Genomic DNA, 21,283 nt, shown 5'->3' on the forward strand with positions numbered 1-21,283 from the left:
AGTTCATGACTGCTAAGGGCCCAACTGATAATTGGGACATCGAGGTTCAATTCCTCTTTTATTGTAACAGATGATTGTTACAAAAGTAGGTGAGAAACCGTATTAATGTTATTGTCACAACCAGCATCCAGGCAGTTAACCTAGTGAGGGAGGGCACGGGGAGTTTTAAGATCCTGATGAATGATAAGAAGTTGCTCTGCGGTGAACGGTTTGATTGCCTGGACAGCATCATAACCCGCAGCAATAAGGACATGGCAAACATGTTGCTGAATAATCTGGTCAATATAGAGGCGCAGGCTATCAGACATGTGATTTTCTAATGACAGACTGATGAAAGAGGAACTTTGATCCCAAAAAAGGTATCCTGATGCAATTTTAAGGTCCTAACACTACAGCGAAACTTATTTATTGACCTCCGGGGACTGGCTCTTTTGCCGCCGAATTTTCGAAGCATTTGCAAATTTGCAACCGGCAAAAGTGCCTGTCCCCAGTTTAGACAGGTTGAAAAATTTTATAAGTTTCGCTGTAGTGTTAAATGAAATCAAGAAAAGGGAAGCAAGCATTATCGCAGCCCAAATTACAAGCCCGGAGAACTAGTCGATCATGAGCGAATACCAGTATTATGAGTTTCTAACTGTAGAAAGAAAGCTGACCTCTAAAGAGATGTCCGCTTTACGCAACATATCTTCCAGAGCACATATCACCCCGGTAAGTCTGACCAATGTATACAATTTTGGTGATTTCAAGGGGAACCCGACTGATTTGGTCCGGAAATTTTTCGACGCCCATGTATACATGGCCAACTGGGGAACCGCAGTGTTTATGATCAACCTGCCCCTGGAAGCCATTTCCAGGGAAACGGTGGAAACAATGCAGGCGGAGGACTTTCTGGATTTCAAGGCATTCCAGAATCACTGGGTGATTACCTGGAGCCTGGATGAAGAACCAGAAGATTTAGATCGTTTCGTCATGGACGATGGAACAAGCTGGATGCAGCGCCTGCTTCCCATCAGAGACGAGCTGTTGCGCGGAGACTTGCGAAGCCTGTATATCGGCTGGTTGGCTGCAGTGACCAAGGAAATGGTAGATGATGATGAGCTTGAACCCTTAAGCTTAGAAGGACTGAAGAGCCTGACTCCTGCACAGCAGGCACTTGCAGAGTTTCTGGAGGTGGATCCAGATCTTTTGGCAGCAGCTGGAATGGGCAGCACAGATGCAGAGGATCCCGAGCGGAAACAGGAGATGATGGAAAAATGGCTGAACACTATGTCCCATGAGAGATTGGTGAGTGTTTCGCGTCTTCTTTTGACCGGCCAGAGTCAGCAGGCAGAAAGAGAACTCAAGAATGAATACTATGCCTGGATGCGTAGCTTATCAGATGGATCCAGCCGGAAAGATTTGCGCACAGTGGAAGAACTTCGAGAGAATGCCGATTCTGCGCAAAAGATACGTCTGGAAAAGGAGCGGCTGAAAAAGAAGAAGGAAGAGGAAAACGCCGCCAAAAAAGACAAGCCCATCTCAAGGAGCTGGCCCAGAATTGCTACCAGGAATGGAAAACAATTCAAAGTACTGTGGCCCGTGGTTCCGGGGTGGCTTACCAGGAAGCGTGCCAGGCCCTTGTTGACCTATCTGAGGCCTGTGCCAACTACCGGGATCCAGAGACTTTTCAGCAGGAGCTCAATCAATTCGTGGAAGATAACATGCGTCGCAAAGCACTTATCAATCGCTTGATAAAAGCCGGTCTTTTGGATCAGGCTATGCGAGCCAGGAGACCAACTGGTAAATGACTGAAAAAGTCAGGCAGGTTGTCCAGGAACCATAACTGAGTGCCCCCAGAATGGTTACAGCCCGTTTATTCAGCTGGAGTCATCAAAAAACTGTCAGGTCAGCAGGCGCAGGCTGTATTTATTGCTCAATAATGACTGAAATTCCATGACCACCTTGAAACAGTCCTTTAATCTGTCCCGTTCCATGATCGAAAGTCTGTCCGGGGATATGAAATTATCAGGTATTGCCTGGCTATTAATTTGTTGGGCCTGGGTCCTGACCCTTAGGGTCTGAAGGAACTCAAAAGACTGCCTGAGACCTGCGGCAAAACCTGTTGAGAATACGCCCTGTTCATGCAAACGGGAGATTCGTTCTTCCGTGGGTGTTTCCAGGACTGCATGCTCCACTGCAAGAGTTCTGATTCCGTGGGTCAGGGGGAAAACACCTCCCATCTTTATGTCCAGCCTGCCCTTGTTCCTACCGCTTTTATCCACCACCAGCTTGTTGAAAAACCCCAGTGGAGGCTTAAAACGCACGGCTTCATGGGCCATGTATTTCAACAGCAGATTGCTTCTGCGGATCCGCTTGAACAGATAGGACTTGAGCATTCCGGCCAGGGTGCCGTCCCCGGCTACATGGCGCATATCCAGCAACAGGGAGGTAACAATGATGCTGTTCATGTCCGCAGACTGGGCCATGTCGTCAACCAGATCCAGGGCCTGGTCAATGCTCATGCGCCATTTGGAGTTGCTCAGCATGACTTCATGGGGACATGCAGGAAAGCCAAGATCAAGCAGAGCTCCAATGAATTTTGAAGAAAAATCCTCAAAGAAAGACAACTGGGTTTTCCCGGAAGCCTCGGAATAAATAAGGGCATTGTCCTGGTCCGTGGCCAGATACTGTTCCCTGCGGCCTTCACTTCCCAGGGCCAGAATGCAGAATGAAGCGGGGGCAGGCTGTTCCATTTCAGCCAGGATCAGATCATGGACACGGACCTGGATCTGATGGTGCATTTCACTGATCAAACGTCCCAGTTGAAAAACACCCACTCCTTCGGCCACCGAGCGCAGGACCATGTTCCGGACCTGTTGAAACACTCTTTTCAGTTCCGAAAAATCTCCGGCCCGAACTATCTCTCTGGACAGGTAGACAGGGTTCTCCCCTTTCACCGAAAGCAGATCCCTTTCCTCGATAATCCCCCTGGGGTCTGTCCCGCTGTCCTGGACCACCAATCTGTGGATTCCCCGGGAAACCATTCTGGAAAAAGCCTGAAAAAGCAGTTCATGCGATGCCACGGTAATCAACGGAGAAGACATTACCCCTTCTACCGTAATACTCCCGGGATCCAGGTCCCGGGCCACCACCTTTTTCAATATGTCCTGCTGGGTGACTATCCCCAGGAACTTACCTTCCTGTCTGACCAGGCAGGCCGTAGTCCCTTCCTGCAACATGATTCTGGCGGCCAGAGACACAGATGTGTCCATCTGCACAGTTACGGGAGCCTTTACTGATACATCCTGCAGGGTCAGGCACATATAGGGATCCATGCGGGAAAAGCTTCGCCATTGCCGGATATCCTGAATCCTGTTTCGTAAGATCCCGGCTTTGCTTTGAAAAAAACTGTTCATCCGGTCATGGCCAAGAAAGAGCCTGAAGTCGTCTCCGCTTATGGCGCACAGGGTGCTCTCCCGGATGGCTATTGCAGCCTGGCCCTGGGGGGGTAAGAAAAAAAACGACTCGTAACCGAAAAACTCTCCGGAAACCAGGGTGTCCACGACTTCGTTGTCGGACAGGATCTGCATAACGCCGTCCAGAATGAGATAGAGATAGTCGTGGTCCTTTTGATCCAGAAGGATCATCTCGCCAGGTGAAACTTCTTTCCGGCCTGCACGGGCTCCGGCCTTTTTAAGTTCTTCAGCCGAGAGGCCGGACAGAGGATGGACTCCGGCCAGAAAATCGGCAATCTCGCTGCTCATTCAGATCCAACACCCAGGTAGTTCCTTATTTTCTGTTCGTCGTATCTGCTTGAAGCTTCTGCATCAGGCCTCAGCCTGGAGCCTATGTATCCGGCTGCAAAAGCTCCGGCTACGGAGATGATGGCCGGATTGGACAGGGGGAAAATGGCCGTGGGATTGCGCAGGAGGTCAACCCAGACCGTGGGACTGAGGACAATCAGGCCTACTGCCAGTGTCGTGCCCGTGGCAATGCTTGCAACCGCTCCGAACGTGGAATAGTTTCTCCAGAGAATGGACAGGACCAGGGCGGGAAAATTGGCGCTGGCAGCCACGGCAAAGGCCAGACCTACCATGAAGGCCACATTCTGTCCCTGAAAGATGAGCCCAAGTACAATGGCCAGGACTCCCATGGATAAAGTGGCGATCCTGGCCACCTTGACCTCTTCTTCTTCGGTGGAACGCCCGGCTCGGAACACTCCTGCATAGAGGTCATGAGACAGGGTGCTGGCACCGGCCAGGGTCAGGCCGGCCACCACCGCCAGGATTGTGGCGAAGGCCACGGCGGCCATGAAACCTAGAAATACCGCCCCTCCTGTGGCCTCAGCCAGAAGCATGGCAGCCATGTTGCCTCCGGAGTCAATGGCCGAAATAATATCCTGACCTACAATGACCATTGCTCCAAAACCGATGGTAAAGGTCAGAATGTAGAAAAAGCCAATGAATCCAGTGGCATAAAAAACGGATTTTCGGGCTGTCTTGGCGTCGCGCACAGTATAGAAGCGCATGAGTATGTGCGGCAGGCCGGCTGTTCCAAACATGAGGGCGATGCCCAGGGATACAGCGTCCATGGGACTGGCCACCAGCCCGCCGGGCTCCAGCACCCTGTCTCCGTAGCTCATGGCTGCCTGGCTGAACAGTTCACCATAGCTGAATCCGAAATGCAGCATGATCAGGAAGACCAGGATGGAGCCCCCGCTCAAAAGCAGCACCGCCTTGATGATCTGTACCCAGGTGGTGGCCAGCATCCCTCCGAAGAGCACGTACATGATCATGACCATGCCTACGATCACCACAGCTATCTCATAGGGCATTCCGAAAATCATCATGATCAGGGTCCCTGCTCCCACCATCTGGGCGATGAGGTAAAAGAACACAGTCATAAGAGAACCCACAGAGGCAGCAATGCGGATGGGCTTTTTGGAGAGACGGTAGGCCAGCACATCCACAAAGGTGAATTTCCCGAGATTGCGCAGGGGTTCGGCAATGAGAAACATAAGGATTGGCCATCCCACCAGAAAGCCGATGGAATAGATGAGCCCGTCGAAGCCACGCAGGGAGACAAGTCCGGCGATACCCAGAAAAGAGGCAGCGCTCATGTAGTCCCCGGAAAGGGCCAGACCGTTCTGCAGACCGGTTACCCCCCGGCCTGCGGCGTAAAACTGGGAAGCAGACTGGCTTTTTTTGGCTGCATAATAGGTAATGCCCAGTGTAGCACAGATAAAGACCAGGAAAAACAGGATGGAGGTGGTGCTTGGTTCTCCTATGGCTGTATCCACTACTTCCATCACTTTCTCCTCATGCTTTGCAGGATTTCCTGGACAGATTTGTCATAATAAGAATTGGACCAGAAGACATAGATGCCGGTGAGAATAAAGGCCAGGACGATGACGAAAATGCCCACTGGAATACCCAGGGTCATATGTTCACCTATCTTCACGGACAGAAGATGGGGGGCATAGGCCAGAACCAGGATAAATCCGAAGTAGGCCAGCATCATTATGGCGGTCAGGCTCAGGGAGACCTTCCACCTGTTGACTACAAGCCTGCGGAATTTCTCTTTGTCCATGGAATCCGGAGAGGGAGGCGGCTGCATTGTTGGCTCCTTGGGATGTAATCATTCAGGGGGTGCCGGAATCGGCCAGGGGACAGTCCCCGCGACACATTGCCTTTACAATCACCAATATTACAAGCGCAAAATTCCGTGATCCTGCACAGACCTACACAGCGAGGGACAGTCCCCAGGCCTTGCGCCAGTTATCAACATCGAGAACCACCTGAATGGTTACCTTGGGATTATGGTGGGGGTACAATCGGCTCGGTCAGAATAAATATAGAATTATTCGGAAAAAATATCAAGTACTGCCAGGTATCTGTTCAGGGCCAATTTATGCTCACAAAAAAATTCAAAAAATTTATAGAATTAACCCCAAATCCTGGACAAGTGCTCGAAAGTTTGTTACAAGGGGCTCGCCATGCACACAAAGCCCCGTCCTTCATATTTGCTCAGCGTAAGGCTGCAACCAATCAAAAGGGAGCAGGAAAGCCTGTTCAAGTCTTTGATGGCCAAGTATCACTATCTTGGAGCCTCGCCTAAAATCAGCGAAACGCTCTGGTATGTCGCCACCTACTCTGATCAGTGGGTTGCCCTGCTTACATTCTCGGCTGCAGCCTTGAAATGCGCGGCCAGGGACCGTTGGATTGGATGGGAATATCGGCATCGGTTTGACCGCTTGAAGCTTCTGGCCAACAACACTCGTTTTCTTATTCTGCCGGGCTGGAATCTGCCAAACCTGGGATCTCGCATCCTATCGCTTTGTGCAAAGCGCATCTCTTTTGATTGGCAACAACATTTTGGCCATCCACTGCTGCTCCTGGAAACCTTTGTCGATCCCAGACGTTACACAGGCACTGTATACCGCGCCTCAAACTGGACAGAGCTTGGACTGACCAAAGGCTTTAAAAGAGTCGGCCAAGGATACAGTGCCAAACCTTCATCCCCCAAACTCATCTTTGTCTTGCCGCTTCAAGCCAACGCCAGAAAACTGTTGTCTTGTGCCATTCTTAACGCAGCATATCAAAAAGGAGAACCCAAAATGACCATGAATGCTAAACAGATGGAATCACTCCCGGATTACTTCAAAACTGTCACCGACCCTCGAAGAACACATGGACGCCGTCATCGAATCTCTACAGTTCTGTCCATTGCAGCAGCAGCCACCCTGTGCGGAATGAAAGGCTACAAGGCCATTTATGGCTGGGCCAACAAACTGGGACAAAAGGCCCGGCAACGGTTTCGGTGCCGCAAGGAAAATGGAAAATATGTTATCCCCAGTCAGTTCGTCATACGTGATGTTCTAGTCCGTGCGGACCCAGTTGAATTAGATCTGGCTATGCAACGCTTTAACGAAGATCAAGGCCTCGAAGACACTTGTCTGGCTTTTGATGGCAAAACCATGAAAAACGCCATTGATGAAAATGCCCGGCAAACCCATATTGCCAGTGTTGTTGGCCATGAATCCAAGACCACCCACACCCAAAAAAAGTAGGTGCTCTGCCTGCAGAGGATGATGACCAAGAAACGAAGCAGACAAACGAAATCGGGATGTTTATCCCCATCCTGGAACAAATAGAAATCTCCGGGAAAACTATCACCGCCGACGCGCTTCTTACTCAGAAAAAACTGGCCGAATACATCGTTGGGCGCAACGCAGCCTACCTTTTTACCGTCAAAAAAAACCAGCCCACTCTCTACTTCGACATCAAGAAATACTTTGAACACCGCAAAGAACCTGACTATTGCCTCCAAGATCCACCAGGTCATGGCCGAATAGATACCCGCTCCATATGGACTACCACCGAGCTAAATGAATACCTTGAATTTCCCCATGTTGGCCAGGCGTTTTGCATTCATAAAAAAAGCTATGACCCAAAAACCAATAAAGTCTGTGAAAACACTTTTTATGGCGTAACCAGCCACCATCCAAATAAGGCTGATCCGGCCAGAATATTACAAATCCATCGTGGACATTGGAGTATTGAAAACAGCAAACATTATATCCTTGATTGGACTTATGACGAAGACAGAAACAGAATAAGAACCGGAAACGGCCCTGCAAATACAAATCGCTTGAGAGGTTTTGCCATAGGCTTGCTCAAGTCCAAAGGAGTTAAGGACATCGCTCAAAAAGTGAGAGACCTGCACCAACAAATCAGGCCCGTTCTGGACTATTTCAAGATGACAAAAAATTCTCAAAAACACAGAACATAACAAAGGAGAACAAATTTGCCGTGGGTATCTGTTTAGCGCTTTGCATGTGGCATGGGGAATGGCTCTCCCCACACTTATTTTTTAAACCTGTCAATCTTCATAATAATAATTACTGGAGTGCCTGTCCCTGCTTTCCCTGTAAGGGTCCGTCAAGTTGAGACGCTTGAATTTGTTTCCTACATACATATTATCAAAACTTCTGATATTCTTCCTTCAGTCTTTCAAAAAGATTGCAGAGCGCAATATAGCCTGGATCAGATCTGTCCGGGTACTCCCTGGGGTCTTTCAAAACATCCTCAATTACATCCAGCAGGCAATCAAAATCCCAGGAGTACAATCCAAGTGGCCGCTTACCCTTGTAATTCTCTATACGCCTATCCAACCCGAAGGCTTCTGCCATGCAATGAGTATGCCGCTGAAGCTCTTCCAGCTCCTTTCCACTTATCAAAATATTGAGTTTGATGTCATGCTTGCCTGGTTTTATCATGATTTGTTCCTGGAGTTAGTCTTTGGAATGCTGAAAATGAAAAGTGCCGGCTACCAGAGAGTCTGACCATAATTCAAAGGACATCATTCTTCCAGAAAGGCTTTTTTCCATCGGGTTGTGGGACTGGAAAAGCGCACTTTCTCAGGGCGAAACTCATGTCAGGATTATAGGGGTAATATTTTTTAAGATGCCCTTTCAGCCAGGCAACCATCTCTTGATGGTCTTCATGGTCTGGATCATTCAAGATATCCAGTAATTGATAATATCCGCGCACGCCCCCGCAATCCTCCGGCGGACAGGCCCTTTCGCCCCCTAAGCATTTAGGATATTTACTCCCTTTCTCTTTGACCAGCAGGCCTTCAAACAAGGCATCATGCATCCATCCATCTCCAAAATCGTATTCATATTCAAACCATTGTCCGGGCTGGTGCAAATAAGAATCAAGCTTTATGTCCCATCCAGGCAAAGTTTCCAGGTCATCCCACTTCTCAGATGGAATACCGATTTCTATGACATCCCGCTTATGTTTGGGACGGAATCTAAAAGCGTGCAGATGATAGTCCAGCCAGCCCATGGCATCCTGAATAGCAACGTGCAGCCCCCAGAAAGTGTAGGTATCAGGGACCTGAATTCTTCGCCATATGGGCGGTTCAATCTCTTGAAGCCTGATGTAGAACTGGTAAATCAATTGGCTCATTACTGCCCTCCCCTTTTGTCTCTTGGATGGATACCTGAAAAGAACCTTTGCCTGGTTGCCGGCTGCATAATCCAGCATCCGGCCCAAGATTTCGTGCCTGATCCTGCTGTCCGAGCTGTGCTCGATCTCCACATAATCCAGGCGGAGTTCTTCCAGACTGGCCCTTGCCACGTTGGTCAGTTTCAGTTCGATCTTTTTGGACGTTCCACTGGCCTTACTGCCTTCCGCTATGTTTTGCACACCCGACCTGGCCGCCTGGATCATCTGTAACCATTCAGGAGGTCCTCGGTGGTGATTACTGGCACGAGGCTTGGGGACTGTCCCTCGCTAAGTACCGGCTGTGCTGGTACACAAAACTTCGCGTCTGTAATTTTTGTAATTGTGCGTAAAAGGTGTCGCGGGGACTGTCCCCAGGCCGGTTCCGGCACCCCCTGAATGGTTACGATCATCTGATCCTTTGTCCTGCTGAACCGGTTAATGTAGCGGTCGCAGAATCGAACAGTTACATCATATACCAGCTGGGCCAGCTGAAAACTTTTGAGATTTCGATAACCGCCGTGCTTGGGTATGAGGGTTTCTCGCTGAGGCAATCCCGACCTACATCAACAAATCAACTTTCACCATCTGGCAAACTCCTGAGGCAGTCATTTGTGGACCTGACTGTTCTCACTACCTCAGTGTCCGCCATATACATTTTTTCTATTACCCACCCTGACTACCAGGACGACAAGCTCTTGGTCCCGAATTTCAACAATAATCCGGTAGCTCCCCACCCGATATTTCCAGAATCCGGCCAAGTCCTTGCGCAAGGGGTCGCCGTATATCCTGGGATCTTCAGCAGGAGCTATACGGTTCAAGAGATACGACCAAATATCAGCCTGGCCTTGACGGTCAAGGCTTAGAAGCTCCTTTTTTGCGTGCCTGTCAAATCTAATCTTCCAGGAAGCCAAGCTCACGTCCCACTTCTTCTAAACTGTAGGTTTCGCTTCTCCCGGCCCGGAGGTCCTCGCTTCGTTTTTGAGCCAAGTATATATCCTCCAGGTCCTCCAGGTACTCGTTGAGGGCTTCCTTGATATAGTATGCCTTGGTTCGTCCAGTGGCCTCGGCCAGCTCGGTCAAGCGTCTATTAATATCGTCAGGTATTCGTATTGAGGTTGGCATTTTTGTCCTCCTTGTTATGTGATAAATGTATCACGCTAGATACCGTAAAGTCAACTTGGCCTTATTCAGGAAATAGGGGTTTTTATTGTCGAAATTCACTGTATCCTTAAGCAGTTAACGTCCATTTAACCTCATCTTTTTATCCGTACGATGTACTTTAAGGTTGTCATCGCCCGCAAAACAAGGCTGCTGCAGGGATCAGCCGGACATCTTCCACGGTTTGGTATTCTTCTCCAAGATAGAACAAAAACCGTTTTACCTTCAGATTTTTTTTCGGTTTAAAGTTCATCAGGCTGGTAATGTCACTTCTTCCTGGATGCCTGGTGGATTTGACCTCAATTGCGTACAAACAGTCCCTGGTTTCAAAGATCAGGTCTATTTCGTGGCCTGAAGCGCTTTTGTAGTAGCAGAATTCGTCTGTGGGAATAAATCCCAGCTTACGACGCTTTTCCAGTTCGGAAATGACGAAGTTTTCCAGAAGGGCGCCCGGCCCGGCCTGCGTCCTGAGACTGAAGATGATGCCGTTATCTGCAAAATATGTTTTGGTTGCTTTAATATAACGCTTTGCAGGCCCGAAATTGTATCCCCTCAATTGAAAGGTCAACTGGGCCTGGTTCAGGGAGTTCAGATATTTTTTCGCGGTTGGATGGCTGACTCCGGATTCCCTGGCAAAATTGGACACTTCAAGGTGAGATCCAAGGCAGTGGACCAGGTTGTGCATAATCCCCAGCAGACCCTGAAGGTTTTCAATGTTGGACAGCTGCATGAGATCCCTGGTGAAGTAGGAATTTTTGTAACGGATCAGTATCTTTGCCTTCCCTTCTTCATTCTTCTGTGCAGCCACTTCCGGAAATCCGCCGAAGGTTACGGCCTGATCCAGCATTCTTGCCCCCTGCTTGAGCTGAACATGATTTGCTTCATCAATGAAAACATTATGGGTTGGCCGACCAAGTTCCTCCCCCCAGCAAAGTGCAGGCAATGACAGAATTTCAATCCTTCCGGCCATGGTGTCTGCTGCAGCATCCAGCAGTCCGATTGAACTGGAGCCGGTCATAAAAATTTTTGCATCCCTCTGATCAATGGCATGCTTGACCGCAATGGTCAGCCTGGGGGAGCGCTGAATTTCATCTATTATGCAGGAATTACCCAGATCCTGGACAAAACCTTTTGGATCGCGTTCAGCCCAGTCCAGATAATCCAGGTCATCCAGGGTGGTGTAGTTTAAATCAGGGAACAATCCCCTGAGAAGGGTTGTCTTGCCTGACCGGCGAGGGCCGATGAGCAGACAACTTTTATATGAAGGAATGGTCAGCCATCTTGAAAACATAGTTTAAAAATATCATGGATATTTTAAAAGTCAAGTTTAAAATTATCCAGGCTGAGTGGTCAAAAAATCCAGATCTGATTTTTAATCAATGCTTTCAAAGTTGTCCTGGGAGTTCATCTCTTGGCGAATTTCAGCATAAATTCCTTTTTAAGACATCTATGGGTTATTTACCCACACATGCGACGGCACAGACGGGGACAAGAACCGCAAACTCATGCCTTATCTGGAGTATGCCGAACCCGGTACCTGATGATCCGCAAAAAAGCAGCCCGTTGCCATACCCATTGGCGGCAGAAGTGGCCGGTCATGGCAAAGATTATCTGTCTTTGGGTCTTTTATAGGATATGGGTCCGTCCTCGTAGCCCACTTGCTTCAGCCACCAGGCTGGATATGGCACGGGCTGGGCAATGGCCCCTTTCTGGTATTTTCTGTATCATATCAAGCTGTTGACCTGACCCGGCTCCGCATTTAATTGGAAAAGTGTAGATTGGTATCAGGAAAGACTATCCAGAAGCTCAAAATATCTTGTTCTGGATATTCCGGCAGTAGTCAAGTTAGTACGGATATGTGTGGTGGGTACATTTCCGGGGCTGGTTTTGATTACCAGCGGACGATTGATCCCTGGCTTAGTCATGATTATATGGTCGCCTCTTTGTCTTTTTACAGTGAAGCCTTCAAGCTCAAAAAGGCGGATCAGGGTCTTGTGATGAACAGGTACAATCTTACGCGTGCTCATTAAATTGCCAGAGCAACCCGTTCTTCTATAACAGTCTCTCTCGGTTTCCAGGTTTGATTATCTCTGGTAAAACCTGATTCTTCGAGAACTTGATCAAGTGTTCCCATTTCGGAACATTCCTCAATAAAGATTTCTAAAGCTTCTACAAGGGATTTTTTGGCTTCCTCTATTGTCTCTCCAAAGCTGGAAACATTTAATGAGGGACAAAGTGCTACATAGATGTCGTCTTCCTTAAAAATTTCAACCTTAATATTTAGCTGCTGCATTTTTGACCACCTCCTGCTGGACTTAACCAGATATTTAGAGCACGCATCACCTTTTGACAACCCTGTTGATCCTGCTTCACCCCACCAAGCCTCTTAATCAGCTGCAAAGCAACCTTCACGAAGGGTTTAAGGGGAAGAACTAAATCAACCCCGATGTTTTCTGATGAATCATTCATAAAAAGATCTTCAAAGCCCTCAAAGCTGTCAGTCACAGTCAATTTTACTTCGCTGTCCAGAACCTGTAAGTGCTTTCGGCCGCACTTGATCCTGGCCTGCTTTCAAGTTTAGTTGTGACAACCTAAAATTGACCACCCTCAAGTCAGTGGCTTACTCCTGAAACCTTGTCATAAAAAACAAGAACCACGCCAAAGACGCGTGGCAGGCATAGATTGACAGGATAAGCAATCAGCGGCCCCGGTGAAATCAGCTGCGCTGTCCTTCGGAATTTCACAGAGCAAGCCGGAAGCCGCAGATTGCATTAACCATCCAGCACTCACTTTCTTCCGACATTTATGAGTGCCGGAAAAAAGTGAGTGCTGGAGTGACAACCTTTTGGCCTGGCTTCCGGCCAGGACAAAATGATTTTTCTCTTAATCCATCTCTTAATCTATGCCTGCCACGCGTCTTTGGCGTGGTTAATCCTGCCTGCCCCGTGTATATTCTTCCAATACACTGGGGTCAAATAGCTCTTTTCTTTATTGGGTTGTGGGCCAGGCCCGCGTTAGAGCATAGAACCTTAGAACTGCTTTTTCCATATCAAAATGGCGGTTCCAAGACTCAAAATCAAGCAAAAAACGAACTTTTCTCAAATATTTTCAATATATTGGCTGGGTCAGACCCGAATAAAGCAAATTCACTCCGGCAGCCAGGCGCAATCCACCCAGTGCTCTATATAGCGTTTCACAAAGTCCTTCATCTCCCGGATGTTGGCCGCAGGTTCGCGGCAGGCCCGGGCACAGGTAGAAACGACATCCCGGTAGAACTCCGGAGCTACAGCCCTGATGCCTTCATAATTCAAAAGCAACTTCGGAAGGCGCTCTGTGATTTTGGCTCCGCGAGGTGCCATCACAATGCTCGGAGGCTCACCATACGTGTTGATCAAAATGTATCGCCAACTTGGGTCTGCGGGTCCCTGGCGCGGGACAATTTCACAGGAGCATGCATCCCCGCCGCCGGAAATGGATTCGTAGATCTCCTTGATGGCCTGGGGTTTGTGGGCCACCAGGGCATAAGGTCCGACCCCTGCATAAACACCCATGCTTTTGTCGTATTCGATGCCGAGCAAGGCTTCCAGGTCAAAGCGTGCATGCCGGTCAAGGGGAGTTTTCCCTGAGATAAACCATTGAAGTTGCCGCAGGGTGATCCCGGCACACCCGGCAATCTCTGCGGGCGGATTGGGCCAGCACGCCACGAGGTTCCTGGCGATTTCGGCCGCGTTGTCCCAGTCACTGTCGGTCCAAAAATCATCGTCGTCTATATCCTCCGGTACCATCTCACCTGTCAGCAGCCAGGTACTGCCATCAAACCCGTCGTGGTTGAAATATCGGGGCTGATCAGGGGGTAGAGAAGTCTCCCAGGATGACAGCCATGGACCGGGTTCCCAGTCGAGTCCACCGGTCACTGTCGGCACCGGAACTCGTGCTGGTAAAGCCAGCCAGCATTGGATCCTGTCTACAACCTCACGGCTGTGCACGCCCCTGAGAATACGACCACCACTGACAAAAAAATCGTGGTCTTCTTGAGCGTTTCGGCAAAGGTCCTGTACGGACCCGGCAAGAGACCGGTCTTTTCCGTCGTGCTTCCTCGGCAGCCACCGGCTGGAGTCCTGGGCGGAGCGCAGGGAAGCCGGAAGGGATTTCTCTTTTGCACCGGCGACCTCGACCTGAACTCCGATTTTTGCCATTTCCTCAGCCAGTTCAGGGCTGGCCGCCGCCAGGTGACGGTTGACCCGCAGAATGTCCGGTTGGCCATTCAAGCCCTCGGCATTACCCCACGCCTCCAGAAGAACATCCCGGAAGGGTCTGGGCTGATCGACCGGAGTGAAGGTCATCCACCGAATGGGTAACCCGGCAACGGTCAATCCATAAAGTATGAGCGGGCTGAGCCCGTATCGCCCTGCATCCTTGAGCCTGATCGGGTCCCGCACTGATACGATGCCATGCTGCGAGTGGTGAAAAAGGAACTTGGCTATCGCAACGTAAAAATGATGCTCTCTTGGTGATGGCTGCGTCTGCTGATTCATGCTCCCTCCTGGGGAAATGCGAGCTTTCCCCGAGAATTATTGTAAAGTACTCCTGTCATTTTCCGGGTCAGCCCGACGGTTTCACTTTGCCTGGGGGAAAATATCTATTGGCTCTGATCATGTTTTCTTACATCTATGTTTTTGGCCCTGTTCGACCCCGAGTCTGAACATAGATCTGTCATTCTCATAAACTTTCCAGCCTGTGGAGCCATCGGTCCAGCCACGGGCATTTACTCCGCAGAGTGGAAAGCCCTACTTCTTGGACTGTCAAAACCCCACATGCAACCTTGTCGTAATTGGACACAAGCTGAATAATCCTCATGGAGGGAGCATTTTCCGGAGAATCGTCAATCATCTCCACCTGTCCAGCAAAACTACTCTTTATCTCTTCCAGTTCTCTGGTGATTTTCTGGGAAGAAACGGTCATACCGGTGACACTCTGTATGACTCGGGCTGTAGTTTCGGGGTCAACAAAGAGAAGACTTTCAAATTCATGCAGTTGGACACAAGGATGAAACAAGCCTCCAAGTTCGGGAAGATCATCAATCAAGGCTTCTTCAACGTAACGACCTCGACTGGACAAGGGTTGTTTGGATGCATCATCTCGTCCCGGCCAGGAATGTGGCATCCGAAAATAATAGATTAAAAGGCTGACGTGCCGTCCTGTTCTTTGCCTGGCCAGACGTATCAGCTCTTTGCGATATACGGACCAGTTTTTCACACCACCTCGTTTTTGTTGCGGTCTTCCAGCCAGAGTACCCTGAACCGCCACTCCCCGGGATGCGATATAGGGGGCAACCACACTTTTGCAGAATTCTCGCTCGGTGTGACCCTCACAGAGTACAAGAACATCAAGCATAGTTGATCCCGCCCCCGACATTGCCCTTGAGCCATAACTCTCCCAGACTGAACTCCTGCAGCCATTCTGCCAGTTCTTTGCTGTCCAGGCGCGTCAGCCTGGTTGCGCCTTCTATCTGATCCACCGTTATGACCTGCTCAGGCTCGAATTCGCTTAAAAATATGGGAGCCTGGGTACAGATGATGATTTGCATCCTTGAAGACGCGGAGCGGACCAGACCCGCCAGGATAACCAGGGCCTCGGGATGCAGACCGAGCTCTGGCTCATCGATAATGATCGTGGAGGGAGGGCAAGGTTGAAGAAGCGCGGTGATCAGACATAAAAAGCGAATGGTCCCGTCTGAGAGATGACCAGGGGAAAAGATGTAGTCTTTGTCCTTTTGACGCCAGGTAAGGCGCACCTGATCCTCGGTTTTGTTCTTGCGCACTGTCAATTCAAAATCGTCAAAAAACGGAGCCATGCGCTGCATTGTTCTGCGAATGACCTTGATACGTTTCAGGATGTTTCTCTCTCAGGCCATACAAAAAAGCCGCCAGGTTTTCCCCATAAGGATCCAGCCTCTTGGTCTGCTCAACTCCGGAGTCCCGCCGCATACCTGCGGTCATGCTGGTGTCATGAAAATGATACACCTGCCAGCTGGAGACTGAATTCCATACGTACCAGTTGGTACCCAGCCTGGCAGTAAAACCGGGCTCGTCTTTGCAATCCTTCAAAACCGATTCCAACCGTCCCTCAGCAAGGGTAAAAAGAGAGCCGTCCCCAGTATATTGGGTCTGCTCCTCACCTATCAGGATATCCCCTTCAGCAGTGGGCTCCAGGGAAAAGATGTAGCGGTTGTCACCGAAAGCAAGGTCTGCTGTGATCTGTTTCGTATATTGAACCCCGTTGAAAAAGTATCCATCTGCTGGACCAAACTTTTTTATGTATTTTTGAAGCCGCTGCTGCACCAACTCCCGCAACAGACGGAAGAACTCCACGACATTGCTCTTACCTGCTCCGTTGGCACCGATAAGAACATTCAGGTCATGGAGCTTAAAGCCTTCCAGGGATTCAAAAGACTTGAATCCGTAAATCGAGATCTTATCCAGCTTTTTGGCCATGTAAATTTGCTCCGCAAAAAGTAGCTGTAAGAGGATGGAAAGCTTACCCTTACAACCCTTTGGTTATCAAAAATTATCCACAGACCACCTGCTGCCTTCCGTATCAGATCCGGCTATCCCCGCCTCCCTTCTGATCACCAGCCACCCGGGCGGAGCATCCGGATTGATCTGCTCACCCACAATCAGCTCCGGATGCCTGTCCACGATATCCTGCAGCATGTCCTCGCTCTGGTACTCCTGGTGAGGTACCCTTTTCAGACTGCCGCTTTTATCCGGCAGAAAGATGCTATCCCTGGATACTTTTTGCAGTTGCATCATGCATGCTATGGGCATAATTTTTGAGTCGGCTGAATTAACATTTTTGGGCTGAAGATTCAGACCACGGTTTAATTTTATTAAGCAATGGGCCAAGAGTTCTTTCAGCGACTTCTGTATCGTATGCAGCTTGAGCACGTAACCAATAACCATTCGACAGGCCGAAGAATCGGCATAACCGCAAATCGGTATCGGCAGAAATGGAACGTTTATTTGAAACAATCTCACTTATACGTTGGGGGGGAACATCAATCTCCTTGGCCAGGCGATACTGGCTAAGTCCCATAGGTTTAAGAAATTCTTCCAACAAAAGTTCGCCCGGTGTGATGGGATCGAGTTTTTTCATAATAGGTACTCCTTAGTGGTAATCTACGATTTCCACATTTTCTGCTCCCGCATTTGTCCAATTAAAGCATATTCGAAACTTATCGTTTATGCGGATGCTATATTGACCGGCACGATCACCTTTGAGTGCTTCGAGACGATTCCCGGGGGGCACTTTTAAATCATCAAGTCGATTCGCGATTTGGAGCTGGCGAATTTTTCGGCGGGCTATCTTAGCAATATTCGAGAATTTTTTGACACGGGAACCTTGTGATAGTGCTTCAGTATATTCACATTTGAATGATATAATCATGCATCAGATGCATAACGCGCAGCGTGATTAATGTCAAGTCAGAATATAATGAACCCGTCCCCCTTGGAGGCTTTTAGCTACAACCATCCTGGATTGCCCAGTTTATGCATTGCCTGAAATGAGTAAATTACATGTTAAATTGCCCAAAATATACTATGCATAAAATGGGACTTGGCAGTGAAAAAACCCCGACCTGGCAAGGAGCCGGGACGGGGGGATTTTCGACATATTGGCTGGGTCCGACCCGATCAAAGATTCGCACAGCGACCGCCGGAGAATGGCCTGCCCAGGAGTACATGGGTTATAGTAAGTTTGAACGCTTACACCTTTATCAGCAATAAAAGACACCTTCCTGGGTGTATTAATGCTGCACAAAAACCGGAGTCCCGCCGCCAGCACTTTGCTCCTTACCCTGACAGCGAACTCCATCCTCCTGCAACAGGACCTCTGCCGGTATATTCAGATGTGCATGCAAAGCGCGAATCATGGCCAGGGACAGCCGTCGTTTTTTATTCAGCACTTCAGATACCTTGGAAGAGGAACCAATAATCTCGGCCAAATCCTTCTGTCTTAGTCCCAGATCCTGCATCCGCAGCCTGATGGCACTAACAGGATCCGGGTATTCTATTGGGTACTGTTCCCTTTCATACTTGTCCACCAAGTGCACCAAAAGCTCCAGCTCTCTTTCCTCTTCATGGTCCATACCAGCGGATGTAAGAGTTTCAATCCTTTCCAGGGCCTGATAGTATTCGGTATCGTTCTTTATCAATCCAAGAACCATATTTTAAGCTTAGTGGCTTAGCGGCTTAGCGTGCCACCTCTTGAAGAATTTTCTCACGCGAAGGCGCAACGGCGCAAGGAAGACCTCTTTTAAGCTTAGCGGCTTAGCGGCTTGGCGTGAGGTTTTCTCGGAACTTTACTCCGAACTTTTCACCGAACACTCAACCCAAAAGATCCTCTTGAAAGCTTAGCGTGCCACCTCTTTCTTGAAGAATTTTTTCACGCAACGGCGCGACGGCGCTAAGAAAAAGGGTTTAAAAGCTTGGCGGCTTAGCGTGGGATTCCTTCTCCATCTTATTCTAAACTGTCACCCAACACCTTCCAGTGACCACCTTTGGCAGGACCAATTCTCTTTAGCTGGCCGCCCAACTTAAGCATTTTGATGCTTTTCTACACTGCCCGGGTGGTTATACCCAGTTCTCCGGCAAGTTCTGCAATGGTCATTTGAGGGTTTTTGACCAGAAGTCGCAGAATTTTCTCCGAACTTTTCTCCGAACTTTTTTTCTTTGTTTCAACTCCGGCTCTTCCTGCAACTGTAACAGATCTGGATAAGCTTTTTTGCCCTCAAATGTCTGCGGCTTTGGCAGGAACACTGTGAAGCGCAGACGCATGCCGATTTCCTGAATCAGGGGAGAACGGACACCCAGTTCCTGGGCCTGACGCATGATGCTTGGAATACCGCTGCCCCACTGCTCTATTAGTCTCAGTTCACGGAACACCCTTGCAATGACTGAATTGCGAATTTTTGAAATGCCCTGCATCATATCCTCAATAGTCATTCCAGGCAGAAGGATGCCGGGGTTTTCAACTTCAATACGGTCATCAAAATCCCCATGTGTCAGGATAGATGTCGCTTTGGATGAAATTCATGAAGGGACTCTCAATCTTAGTTTAGAGCGTTTTGAAGAGGAAGGACAACCACCAAAAACATATCTGTTGGCAGGTAAGTGCCATATTTCAGCAGAACAGACAAGGACAACAAACTGACCTGGACAGGCAAAAGAACCCCGGGATATGCCGGGATTAAGCCTGGGTTGAAATACAGAACAACATTTTACCCGTTTTGTGAGACGGACCCTGAAGGGGCAACTGGTATTGGTAAGGGATGTAAACAACTCTTCAGGCATACATCAGGCGACGTCCTTTGGGTTCCGGAACAGGGTCTCCAAATTCCCTGGCAGTATCTATCCAGAGCTGTATCGCCTCTTTTACATTGGCAAGCGCAGCTTCATAGGAATCTCCATGAGCCATGCACCCTGGCAGTTCAGGCACTTCTGCCAGATAGGCCTGGTCTTCTTCGCTCCAGTAAATGATTGTTTCATACTTAAACATCATTCATCCCTATTAGTTTAAACCAGTTGAAAAGAAAGGATAACGACCATAAGAATATTTGTTGGCTTGGTAAGTGCCATATTTCAGCAGGATAGACAAGGACAACAAACTGATCATAGGCATCCGGTTGGTTGATAAGCCGACTATTTTGAAATGTATTTTAAAAAAGTCTTGACTATTATAAAATGTGAATTTAAAAAGTCAAAATGAAGCGTTATATCTTTCCCTGGGTCAAAGAAGACCTGTCCAGAAAAATGGTCCTGATTACCGGCCCCAGACAAGTGGGCAAGACTTATCTGTCCAGGCAGTTCCTTCCCTTTTTCACAAGCCACAATACCTGAACTTTGATGGTAAGCATTCAGGGGGTGCCGGAACCGGCCAGGGGACAGTCCCCGCGACACCTTTCCTGCACAAAATAATCTGACAAACGCGAAGTTGTGTGAACCTGCTCAGTTAGTGCTTAGCGGGGGACAGTCCCCAGGCCTGGTGCCAGGGACTAAAACTGAGTACCCCCTGAATGCTTACCTTTGATGTGCCTTCGAATGCAGGCATTATAAAAAAACAAACCTGGCCGCTTGGCGCTGATCTGCTTGTTTTTGATGAATTGCATAAAATGAAAGGCTGGAAAAAATACCTCAAGGGTGTTTTTGATGGACGGGAAGAGAATCAGGCGGTTTTAGTGACGGGCAGCGCCAGAATGGAAACCTTTCGGCAAAGCGGGGAATCCCTGGCAGGAAGGTACTTTCATTATCACCTGCTGCCCCTTGGTGTGCCTGAACTGGCCGGTCATATGCCACCGCAAGACGCCCTTGAAGTACTTAATGAGCTGGGGGGCTTTCCTGAACCCTGTCTGTCCGGCTCAGCTGATTATGCCGCCAGGTGGCGCAAGCAGTATTACACTGACCTTGTCAGGGAAGATATTCTGGAATTCGGCAGGATCAGCGAACTAAAAACCATGAAGTTTCTCCTGGAAATGCTTAGATCCAGGGCAGGTTCACCCCTTTCTTTCAGCTCCATTGCCCGGGATCTGCAGGTTGCTCCGCAGACCGTGCAGAACTACATATCCATTCTGGAAAGTCTGTATATTGTCTTCCTGGTACGCCCTTATCATAAGAATGTCGCCCGTTCTATTTTAAAGGAACCCAAACTTTATTTTTATGATACCGGTCTGGTGCTCGGGGATCAGGGAGTAAAGCTGGAAAATACTATTGCCGTATCTCTGCTCAAGCATGTGAATTTTATTAACGACACCACTGCCAAAGACGTACACCTGCATTATCTGCGGACCAAAGACGGTAAAGAAATCGACTTTGCCCTGCTGGATGATTCCGGGGATATGCATATGATTGAAGTGAAACTTTCTGATGAATCTCCTTCCAGGTCCTTTAATTTCTTCAGAGAAAAATTCTTTCAAAACGCACAGTGCACTCAGGCAATAATGAATTTAAGGCGCGAACAGTATGTAGATGGGATCCAGATCAGAAACGCGGCCGCATTTCTGGCGGAGTTAAGCTCCTGACTTTGCTGCCATTCAAAAGTTATGCATCAGGGTCCGTTGACGTGACTGCTTTCAG

Annotated in this window: 29 protein-coding genes; 6 read left to right on the forward strand and 23 right to left on the reverse strand. The window is 48.9% G+C overall.

Translation table 11 applies throughout. The features are described from left to right. Positions 1–603: 603 nt before the first annotated feature. Positions 604–1,731, forward strand: a complete 1,128-nt coding sequence (locus tag DTHIO_RS03025; protein ID WP_008868883.1) for a hypothetical protein — start codon at positions 604–606, stop codon at positions 1,729–1,731. Between the two features lie 149 nt (positions 1,732–1,880). Here the strand turns inward: DTHIO_RS03025 and DTHIO_RS03030 are convergent, their stop codons facing one another. The 3 genes from DTHIO_RS03030 to DTHIO_RS03040 are packed head-to-tail and all read right to left on the reverse strand — an operon-like array spanning position 1,881 to position 5,595. Next, on the reverse strand, positions 1,881–3,743 hold the full coding sequence (locus DTHIO_RS03030; RefSeq protein ID WP_008868884.1) for a putative nucleotidyltransferase substrate binding domain-containing protein: 1,863 nt from the start codon (positions 3,741–3,743) through the stop codon (positions 1,881–1,883). Further along, positions 3,740–5,287, reverse strand: a complete 1,548-nt coding sequence (locus DTHIO_RS03035) for a sodium:solute symporter family transporter (protein ID WP_008868885.1) — start codon at positions 5,285–5,287, stop codon at positions 3,740–3,742. Before DTHIO_RS03035 ends, DTHIO_RS03030 begins: the two co-directional genes overlap by 4 nt. Further along, entirely contained in the window at positions 5,287–5,595 is a 309-nt protein-coding gene (locus tag DTHIO_RS03040) for a DUF485 domain-containing protein (RefSeq protein ID WP_008868886.1), read from the reverse strand. The genes DTHIO_RS03035 and DTHIO_RS03040 overlap by 1 nt, the downstream gene beginning before the upstream one ends. Before the next feature lie 379 nt (positions 5,596–5,974). Here DTHIO_RS03040 and DTHIO_RS22235 point away from each other — a divergent pair, with 379 nt between their 5' ends. Both DTHIO_RS22235 and DTHIO_RS22240 read left to right on the forward strand, forming a co-directional pair. After that, positions 5,975–7,048 carry a Druantia anti-phage system protein DruA gene (locus DTHIO_RS22235; RefSeq protein ID WP_050775116.1) on the forward strand — a complete coding sequence of 358 codons (1,074 nt, stop codon included), beginning with the start codon at positions 5,975–5,977 and terminating at the stop codon, positions 7,046–7,048. 56 nt (positions 7,049–7,104) lie between these two features. Beyond that, on the forward strand, positions 7,105–7,770 hold the full coding sequence (locus DTHIO_RS22240; RefSeq protein WP_050775117.1) for an ISAs1 family transposase: 666 nt from the start codon (positions 7,105–7,107) through the stop codon (positions 7,768–7,770). A 190-nt stretch (positions 7,771–7,960) separates the two neighbouring features. On the opposite strand, the gene DTHIO_RS03055 is transcribed toward DTHIO_RS22240, so the two are convergent. From DTHIO_RS03055 to DTHIO_RS03080, 6 genes are all read right to left on the reverse strand, one after another. Next, complete coding sequence (locus DTHIO_RS03055) at positions 7,961–8,257, reverse strand: hypothetical protein (RefSeq protein WP_008868889.1); 297 nt, start codon at positions 8,255–8,257, stop codon at positions 7,961–7,963. A gap of 73 nt (positions 8,258–8,330) precedes the next feature. Further along, positions 8,331–9,194: a plasmid pRiA4b ORF-3 family protein gene (locus DTHIO_RS22245; protein WP_244156297.1), complete on the reverse strand. Its 864-nt coding sequence runs from the start codon at positions 9,192–9,194 to the stop codon at positions 8,331–8,333. Between the two features lie 20 nt (positions 9,195–9,214). Further along, entirely contained in the window at positions 9,215–9,544 is a 330-nt protein-coding gene (locus DTHIO_RS22250; protein ID WP_244156298.1) for a hypothetical protein, read from the reverse strand. A gap of 84 nt (positions 9,545–9,628) precedes the next feature. Beyond that, positions 9,629–9,910 (reverse strand): type II toxin-antitoxin system RelE family toxin, encoded by a 282-nt coding sequence (locus tag DTHIO_RS03070; protein WP_244156299.1) that lies wholly within the window; start codon positions 9,908–9,910, stop codon positions 9,629–9,631. After that, a complete protein-coding gene (relB, locus tag DTHIO_RS03075) occupies positions 9,885–10,115 on the reverse strand; it encodes a type II toxin-antitoxin system RelB family antitoxin (RefSeq protein WP_008868892.1) in 231 nt (76 codons plus the stop codon). The genes DTHIO_RS03070 and relB overlap by 26 nt, the downstream gene beginning before the upstream one ends. Before the next feature lie 166 nt (positions 10,116–10,281). Further along, positions 10,282–11,442 (reverse strand): ATP-binding protein, encoded by a 1,161-nt coding sequence (locus DTHIO_RS03080; RefSeq protein WP_008868893.1) that lies wholly within the window; start codon positions 11,440–11,442, stop codon positions 10,282–10,284. A 14-nt stretch (positions 11,443–11,456) separates the two neighbouring features. On the opposite strand from DTHIO_RS03080, the gene DTHIO_RS20925 reads away from it, so the two are divergent. Continuing rightward, on the forward strand, positions 11,457–11,783 hold the full coding sequence (locus tag DTHIO_RS20925; RefSeq protein WP_144311426.1) for a hypothetical protein: 327 nt from the start codon (positions 11,457–11,459) through the stop codon (positions 11,781–11,783). A 152-nt stretch (positions 11,784–11,935) separates the two neighbouring features. Here the strand turns inward: DTHIO_RS20925 and DTHIO_RS20300 are convergent, their stop codons facing one another. The 14 genes from DTHIO_RS20300 to DTHIO_RS03135 form a co-directional block, all read right to left on the reverse strand. Beyond that, positions 11,936–12,178, reverse strand: a complete 243-nt coding sequence (locus DTHIO_RS20300) for a type II toxin-antitoxin system HicA family toxin (protein WP_008868894.1) — start codon at positions 12,176–12,178, stop codon at positions 11,936–11,938. Then, positions 12,178–12,444: a type II toxin-antitoxin system HicB family antitoxin gene (locus tag DTHIO_RS03085; protein WP_008868895.1), complete on the reverse strand. Its 267-nt coding sequence runs from the start codon at positions 12,442–12,444 to the stop codon at positions 12,178–12,180. Before DTHIO_RS03085 ends, DTHIO_RS20300 begins: the two co-directional genes overlap by 1 nt. After that, entirely contained in the window at positions 12,432–12,656 is a 225-nt protein-coding gene (locus tag DTHIO_RS03090) for a hypothetical protein (RefSeq protein ID WP_144311427.1), read from the reverse strand. Before DTHIO_RS03090 ends, DTHIO_RS03085 begins: the two co-directional genes overlap by 13 nt. Positions 12,657–13,297: 641 nt before the next feature. Beyond that, positions 13,298–14,686: a hypothetical protein gene (locus DTHIO_RS03095; RefSeq protein ID WP_008868896.1), complete on the reverse strand. Its 1,389-nt coding sequence runs from the start codon at positions 14,684–14,686 to the stop codon at positions 13,298–13,300. A 184-nt stretch (positions 14,687–14,870) separates the two neighbouring features. Continuing rightward, complete coding sequence (locus tag DTHIO_RS19455; protein WP_008868897.1) at positions 14,871–15,545, reverse strand: DUF4276 family protein; 675 nt, start codon at positions 15,543–15,545, stop codon at positions 14,871–14,873. Then, entirely contained in the window at positions 15,538–16,014 is a 477-nt protein-coding gene (locus tag DTHIO_RS19460; protein ID WP_050775119.1) for an AAA family ATPase, read from the reverse strand. The genes DTHIO_RS19455 and DTHIO_RS19460 overlap by 8 nt, the downstream gene beginning before the upstream one ends. Next, on the reverse strand, positions 15,989–16,645 hold the full coding sequence (locus tag DTHIO_RS19465) for an AAA family ATPase (protein ID WP_050775120.1): 657 nt from the start codon (positions 16,643–16,645) through the stop codon (positions 15,989–15,991). Before DTHIO_RS19465 ends, DTHIO_RS19460 begins: the two co-directional genes overlap by 26 nt. A 66-nt stretch (positions 16,646–16,711) precedes the next feature. After that, positions 16,712–16,960: a hypothetical protein gene (locus DTHIO_RS03110; RefSeq protein WP_144311428.1), complete on the reverse strand. Its 249-nt coding sequence runs from the start codon at positions 16,958–16,960 to the stop codon at positions 16,712–16,714. A gap of 37 nt (positions 16,961–16,997) precedes the next feature. Beyond that, positions 16,998–17,306, reverse strand: a complete 309-nt coding sequence (locus DTHIO_RS03115; RefSeq protein ID WP_008868899.1) for a HigA family addiction module antitoxin — start codon at positions 17,304–17,306, stop codon at positions 16,998–17,000. Between the two features lie 12 nt (positions 17,307–17,318). Next, positions 17,319–17,597, reverse strand: coding sequence for a type II toxin-antitoxin system RelE/ParE family toxin (locus tag DTHIO_RS03120; protein ID WP_008868900.1), 279 nt, complete (start codon positions 17,595–17,597; stop codon positions 17,319–17,321). A 361-nt stretch (positions 17,598–17,958) separates the two neighbouring features. Beyond that, entirely contained in the window at positions 17,959–18,378 is a 420-nt protein-coding gene (locus DTHIO_RS03125) for a helix-turn-helix domain-containing protein (RefSeq protein WP_008868901.1), read from the reverse strand. A gap of 389 nt (positions 18,379–18,767) precedes the next feature. Beyond that, positions 18,768–18,821: a hypothetical protein gene (locus DTHIO_RS22875; protein WP_083803939.1), complete on the reverse strand. Its 54-nt coding sequence runs from the start codon at positions 18,819–18,821 to the stop codon at positions 18,768–18,770. Next, positions 18,818–19,243: an ATP-binding protein gene (locus DTHIO_RS03130; RefSeq protein ID WP_083803913.1), complete on the reverse strand. Its 426-nt coding sequence runs from the start codon at positions 19,241–19,243 to the stop codon at positions 18,818–18,820. Before DTHIO_RS03130 ends, DTHIO_RS22875 begins: the two co-directional genes overlap by 4 nt. A gap of 253 nt (positions 19,244–19,496) precedes the next feature. Then, positions 19,497–19,709 carry a type II toxin-antitoxin system HicB family antitoxin gene (locus DTHIO_RS03135; protein ID WP_040417458.1) on the reverse strand — a complete coding sequence of 71 codons (213 nt, stop codon included), beginning with the start codon at positions 19,707–19,709 and terminating at the stop codon, positions 19,497–19,499. Positions 19,710–19,915: 206 nt separating this feature from the next. Between DTHIO_RS03135 and DTHIO_RS22620 the strand changes: the two genes are divergently transcribed. After that, positions 19,916–20,050, forward strand: coding sequence for an AAA family ATPase (locus tag DTHIO_RS22620; RefSeq protein WP_279614608.1), 135 nt, complete (start codon positions 19,916–19,918; stop codon positions 20,048–20,050). Positions 20,051–20,226: 176 nt separating this feature from the next. Next, positions 20,227–21,228 (forward strand): ATP-binding protein, encoded by a 1,002-nt coding sequence (locus DTHIO_RS03140; RefSeq protein WP_050775122.1) that lies wholly within the window; start codon positions 20,227–20,229, stop codon positions 21,226–21,228. Positions 21,229–21,283: the final 55 nt, after the last annotated feature.

This window comes from Desulfonatronospira thiodismutans ASO3-1 (assembly GCF_000174435.1).
Classification (GTDB): Bacteria; Desulfobacterota; Desulfovibrionia; order Desulfovibrionales; family Desulfonatronovibrionaceae; genus Desulfonatronospira; species Desulfonatronospira thiodismutans.

What these genes read in the sequence shown, in the direction of transcription:
- DTHIO_RS03025 (WP_008868883.1), top strand. Translation starts at nt 604, where the DNA reads ATGAGCGAATACCAGTATTATGAGTTTCTAACTGTAGAAAGAAAGCTG.
- DTHIO_RS03030 (WP_008868884.1), bottom strand. Translation starts at nt 3,743, where the DNA reads ATGAGCAGCGAGATTGCCGATTTTCTGGCCGGAGTCCATCCTCTGTCC.
- DTHIO_RS03035 (WP_008868885.1), bottom strand. Translation starts at nt 5,287, where the DNA reads ATGGAAGTAGTGGATACAGCCATAGGAGAACCAAGCACCACCTCCATC.
- DTHIO_RS03040 (WP_008868886.1), bottom strand. Translation starts at nt 5,595, where the DNA reads ATGCAGCCGCCTCCCTCTCCGGATTCCATGGACAAAGAGAAATTCCGC.
- DTHIO_RS22235 (WP_050775116.1), top strand. Translation starts at nt 5,975, where the DNA reads ATGCACACAAAGCCCCGTCCTTCATATTTGCTCAGCGTAAGGCTGCAA.
- DTHIO_RS22240 (WP_050775117.1), top strand. Translation starts at nt 7,105, where the DNA reads ATGTTTATCCCCATCCTGGAACAAATAGAAATCTCCGGGAAAACTATC.
- DTHIO_RS03055 (WP_008868889.1), bottom strand. Translation starts at nt 8,257, where the DNA reads ATGATAAAACCAGGCAAGCATGACATCAAACTCAATATTTTGATAAGT.
- relB (WP_008868892.1), bottom strand. Translation starts at nt 10,115, where the DNA reads ATGCCAACCTCAATACGAATACCTGACGATATTAATAGACGCTTGACC.
- DTHIO_RS03080 (WP_008868893.1), bottom strand. Translation starts at nt 11,442, where the DNA reads ATGTTTTCAAGATGGCTGACCATTCCTTCATATAAAAGTTGTCTGCTC.
- DTHIO_RS20925 (WP_144311426.1), top strand. Translation starts at nt 11,457, where the DNA reads ATGGATATTTTAAAAGTCAAGTTTAAAATTATCCAGGCTGAGTGGTCA.
- DTHIO_RS20300 (WP_008868894.1), bottom strand. Translation starts at nt 12,178, where the DNA reads ATGAGCACGCGTAAGATTGTACCTGTTCATCACAAGACCCTGATCCGC.
- DTHIO_RS03085 (WP_008868895.1), bottom strand. Translation starts at nt 12,444, where the DNA reads ATGCAGCAGCTAAATATTAAGGTTGAAATTTTTAAGGAAGACGACATC.
- DTHIO_RS03095 (WP_008868896.1), bottom strand. Translation starts at nt 14,686, where the DNA reads ATGAATCAGCAGACGCAGCCATCACCAAGAGAGCATCATTTTTACGTT.
- DTHIO_RS19455 (WP_008868897.1), bottom strand. Translation starts at nt 15,545, where the DNA reads ATGCTTGATGTTCTTGTACTCTGTGAGGGTCACACCGAGCGAGAATTC.
- DTHIO_RS19460 (WP_050775119.1), bottom strand. Translation starts at nt 16,014, where the DNA reads ATGCAGCGCATGGCTCCGTTTTTTGACGATTTTGAATTGACAGTGCGC.
- DTHIO_RS19465 (WP_050775120.1), bottom strand. Translation starts at nt 16,645, where the DNA reads ATGGCCAAAAAGCTGGATAAGATCTCGATTTACGGATTCAAGTCTTTT.
- DTHIO_RS03110 (WP_144311428.1), bottom strand. Translation starts at nt 16,960, where the DNA reads ATGCAACTGCAAAAAGTATCCAGGGATAGCATCTTTCTGCCGGATAAA.
- DTHIO_RS03115 (WP_008868899.1), bottom strand. Translation starts at nt 17,306, where the DNA reads ATGAAAAAACTCGATCCCATCACACCGGGCGAACTTTTGTTGGAAGAA.
- DTHIO_RS03120 (WP_008868900.1), bottom strand. Translation starts at nt 17,597, where the DNA reads ATGATTATATCATTCAAATGTGAATATACTGAAGCACTATCACAAGGT.
- DTHIO_RS03125 (WP_008868901.1), bottom strand. Translation starts at nt 18,378, where the DNA reads ATGGTTCTTGGATTGATAAAGAACGATACCGAATACTATCAGGCCCTG.
- DTHIO_RS03135 (WP_040417458.1), bottom strand. Translation starts at nt 19,709, where the DNA reads ATGTTTAAGTATGAAACAATCATTTACTGGAGCGAAGAAGACCAGGCC.
- DTHIO_RS22620 (WP_279614608.1), top strand. Translation starts at nt 19,916, where the DNA reads ATGAAGCGTTATATCTTTCCCTGGGTCAAAGAAGACCTGTCCAGAAAA.
- DTHIO_RS03140 (WP_050775122.1), top strand. Translation starts at nt 20,227, where the DNA reads ATGCTTACCTTTGATGTGCCTTCGAATGCAGGCATTATAAAAAAACAA.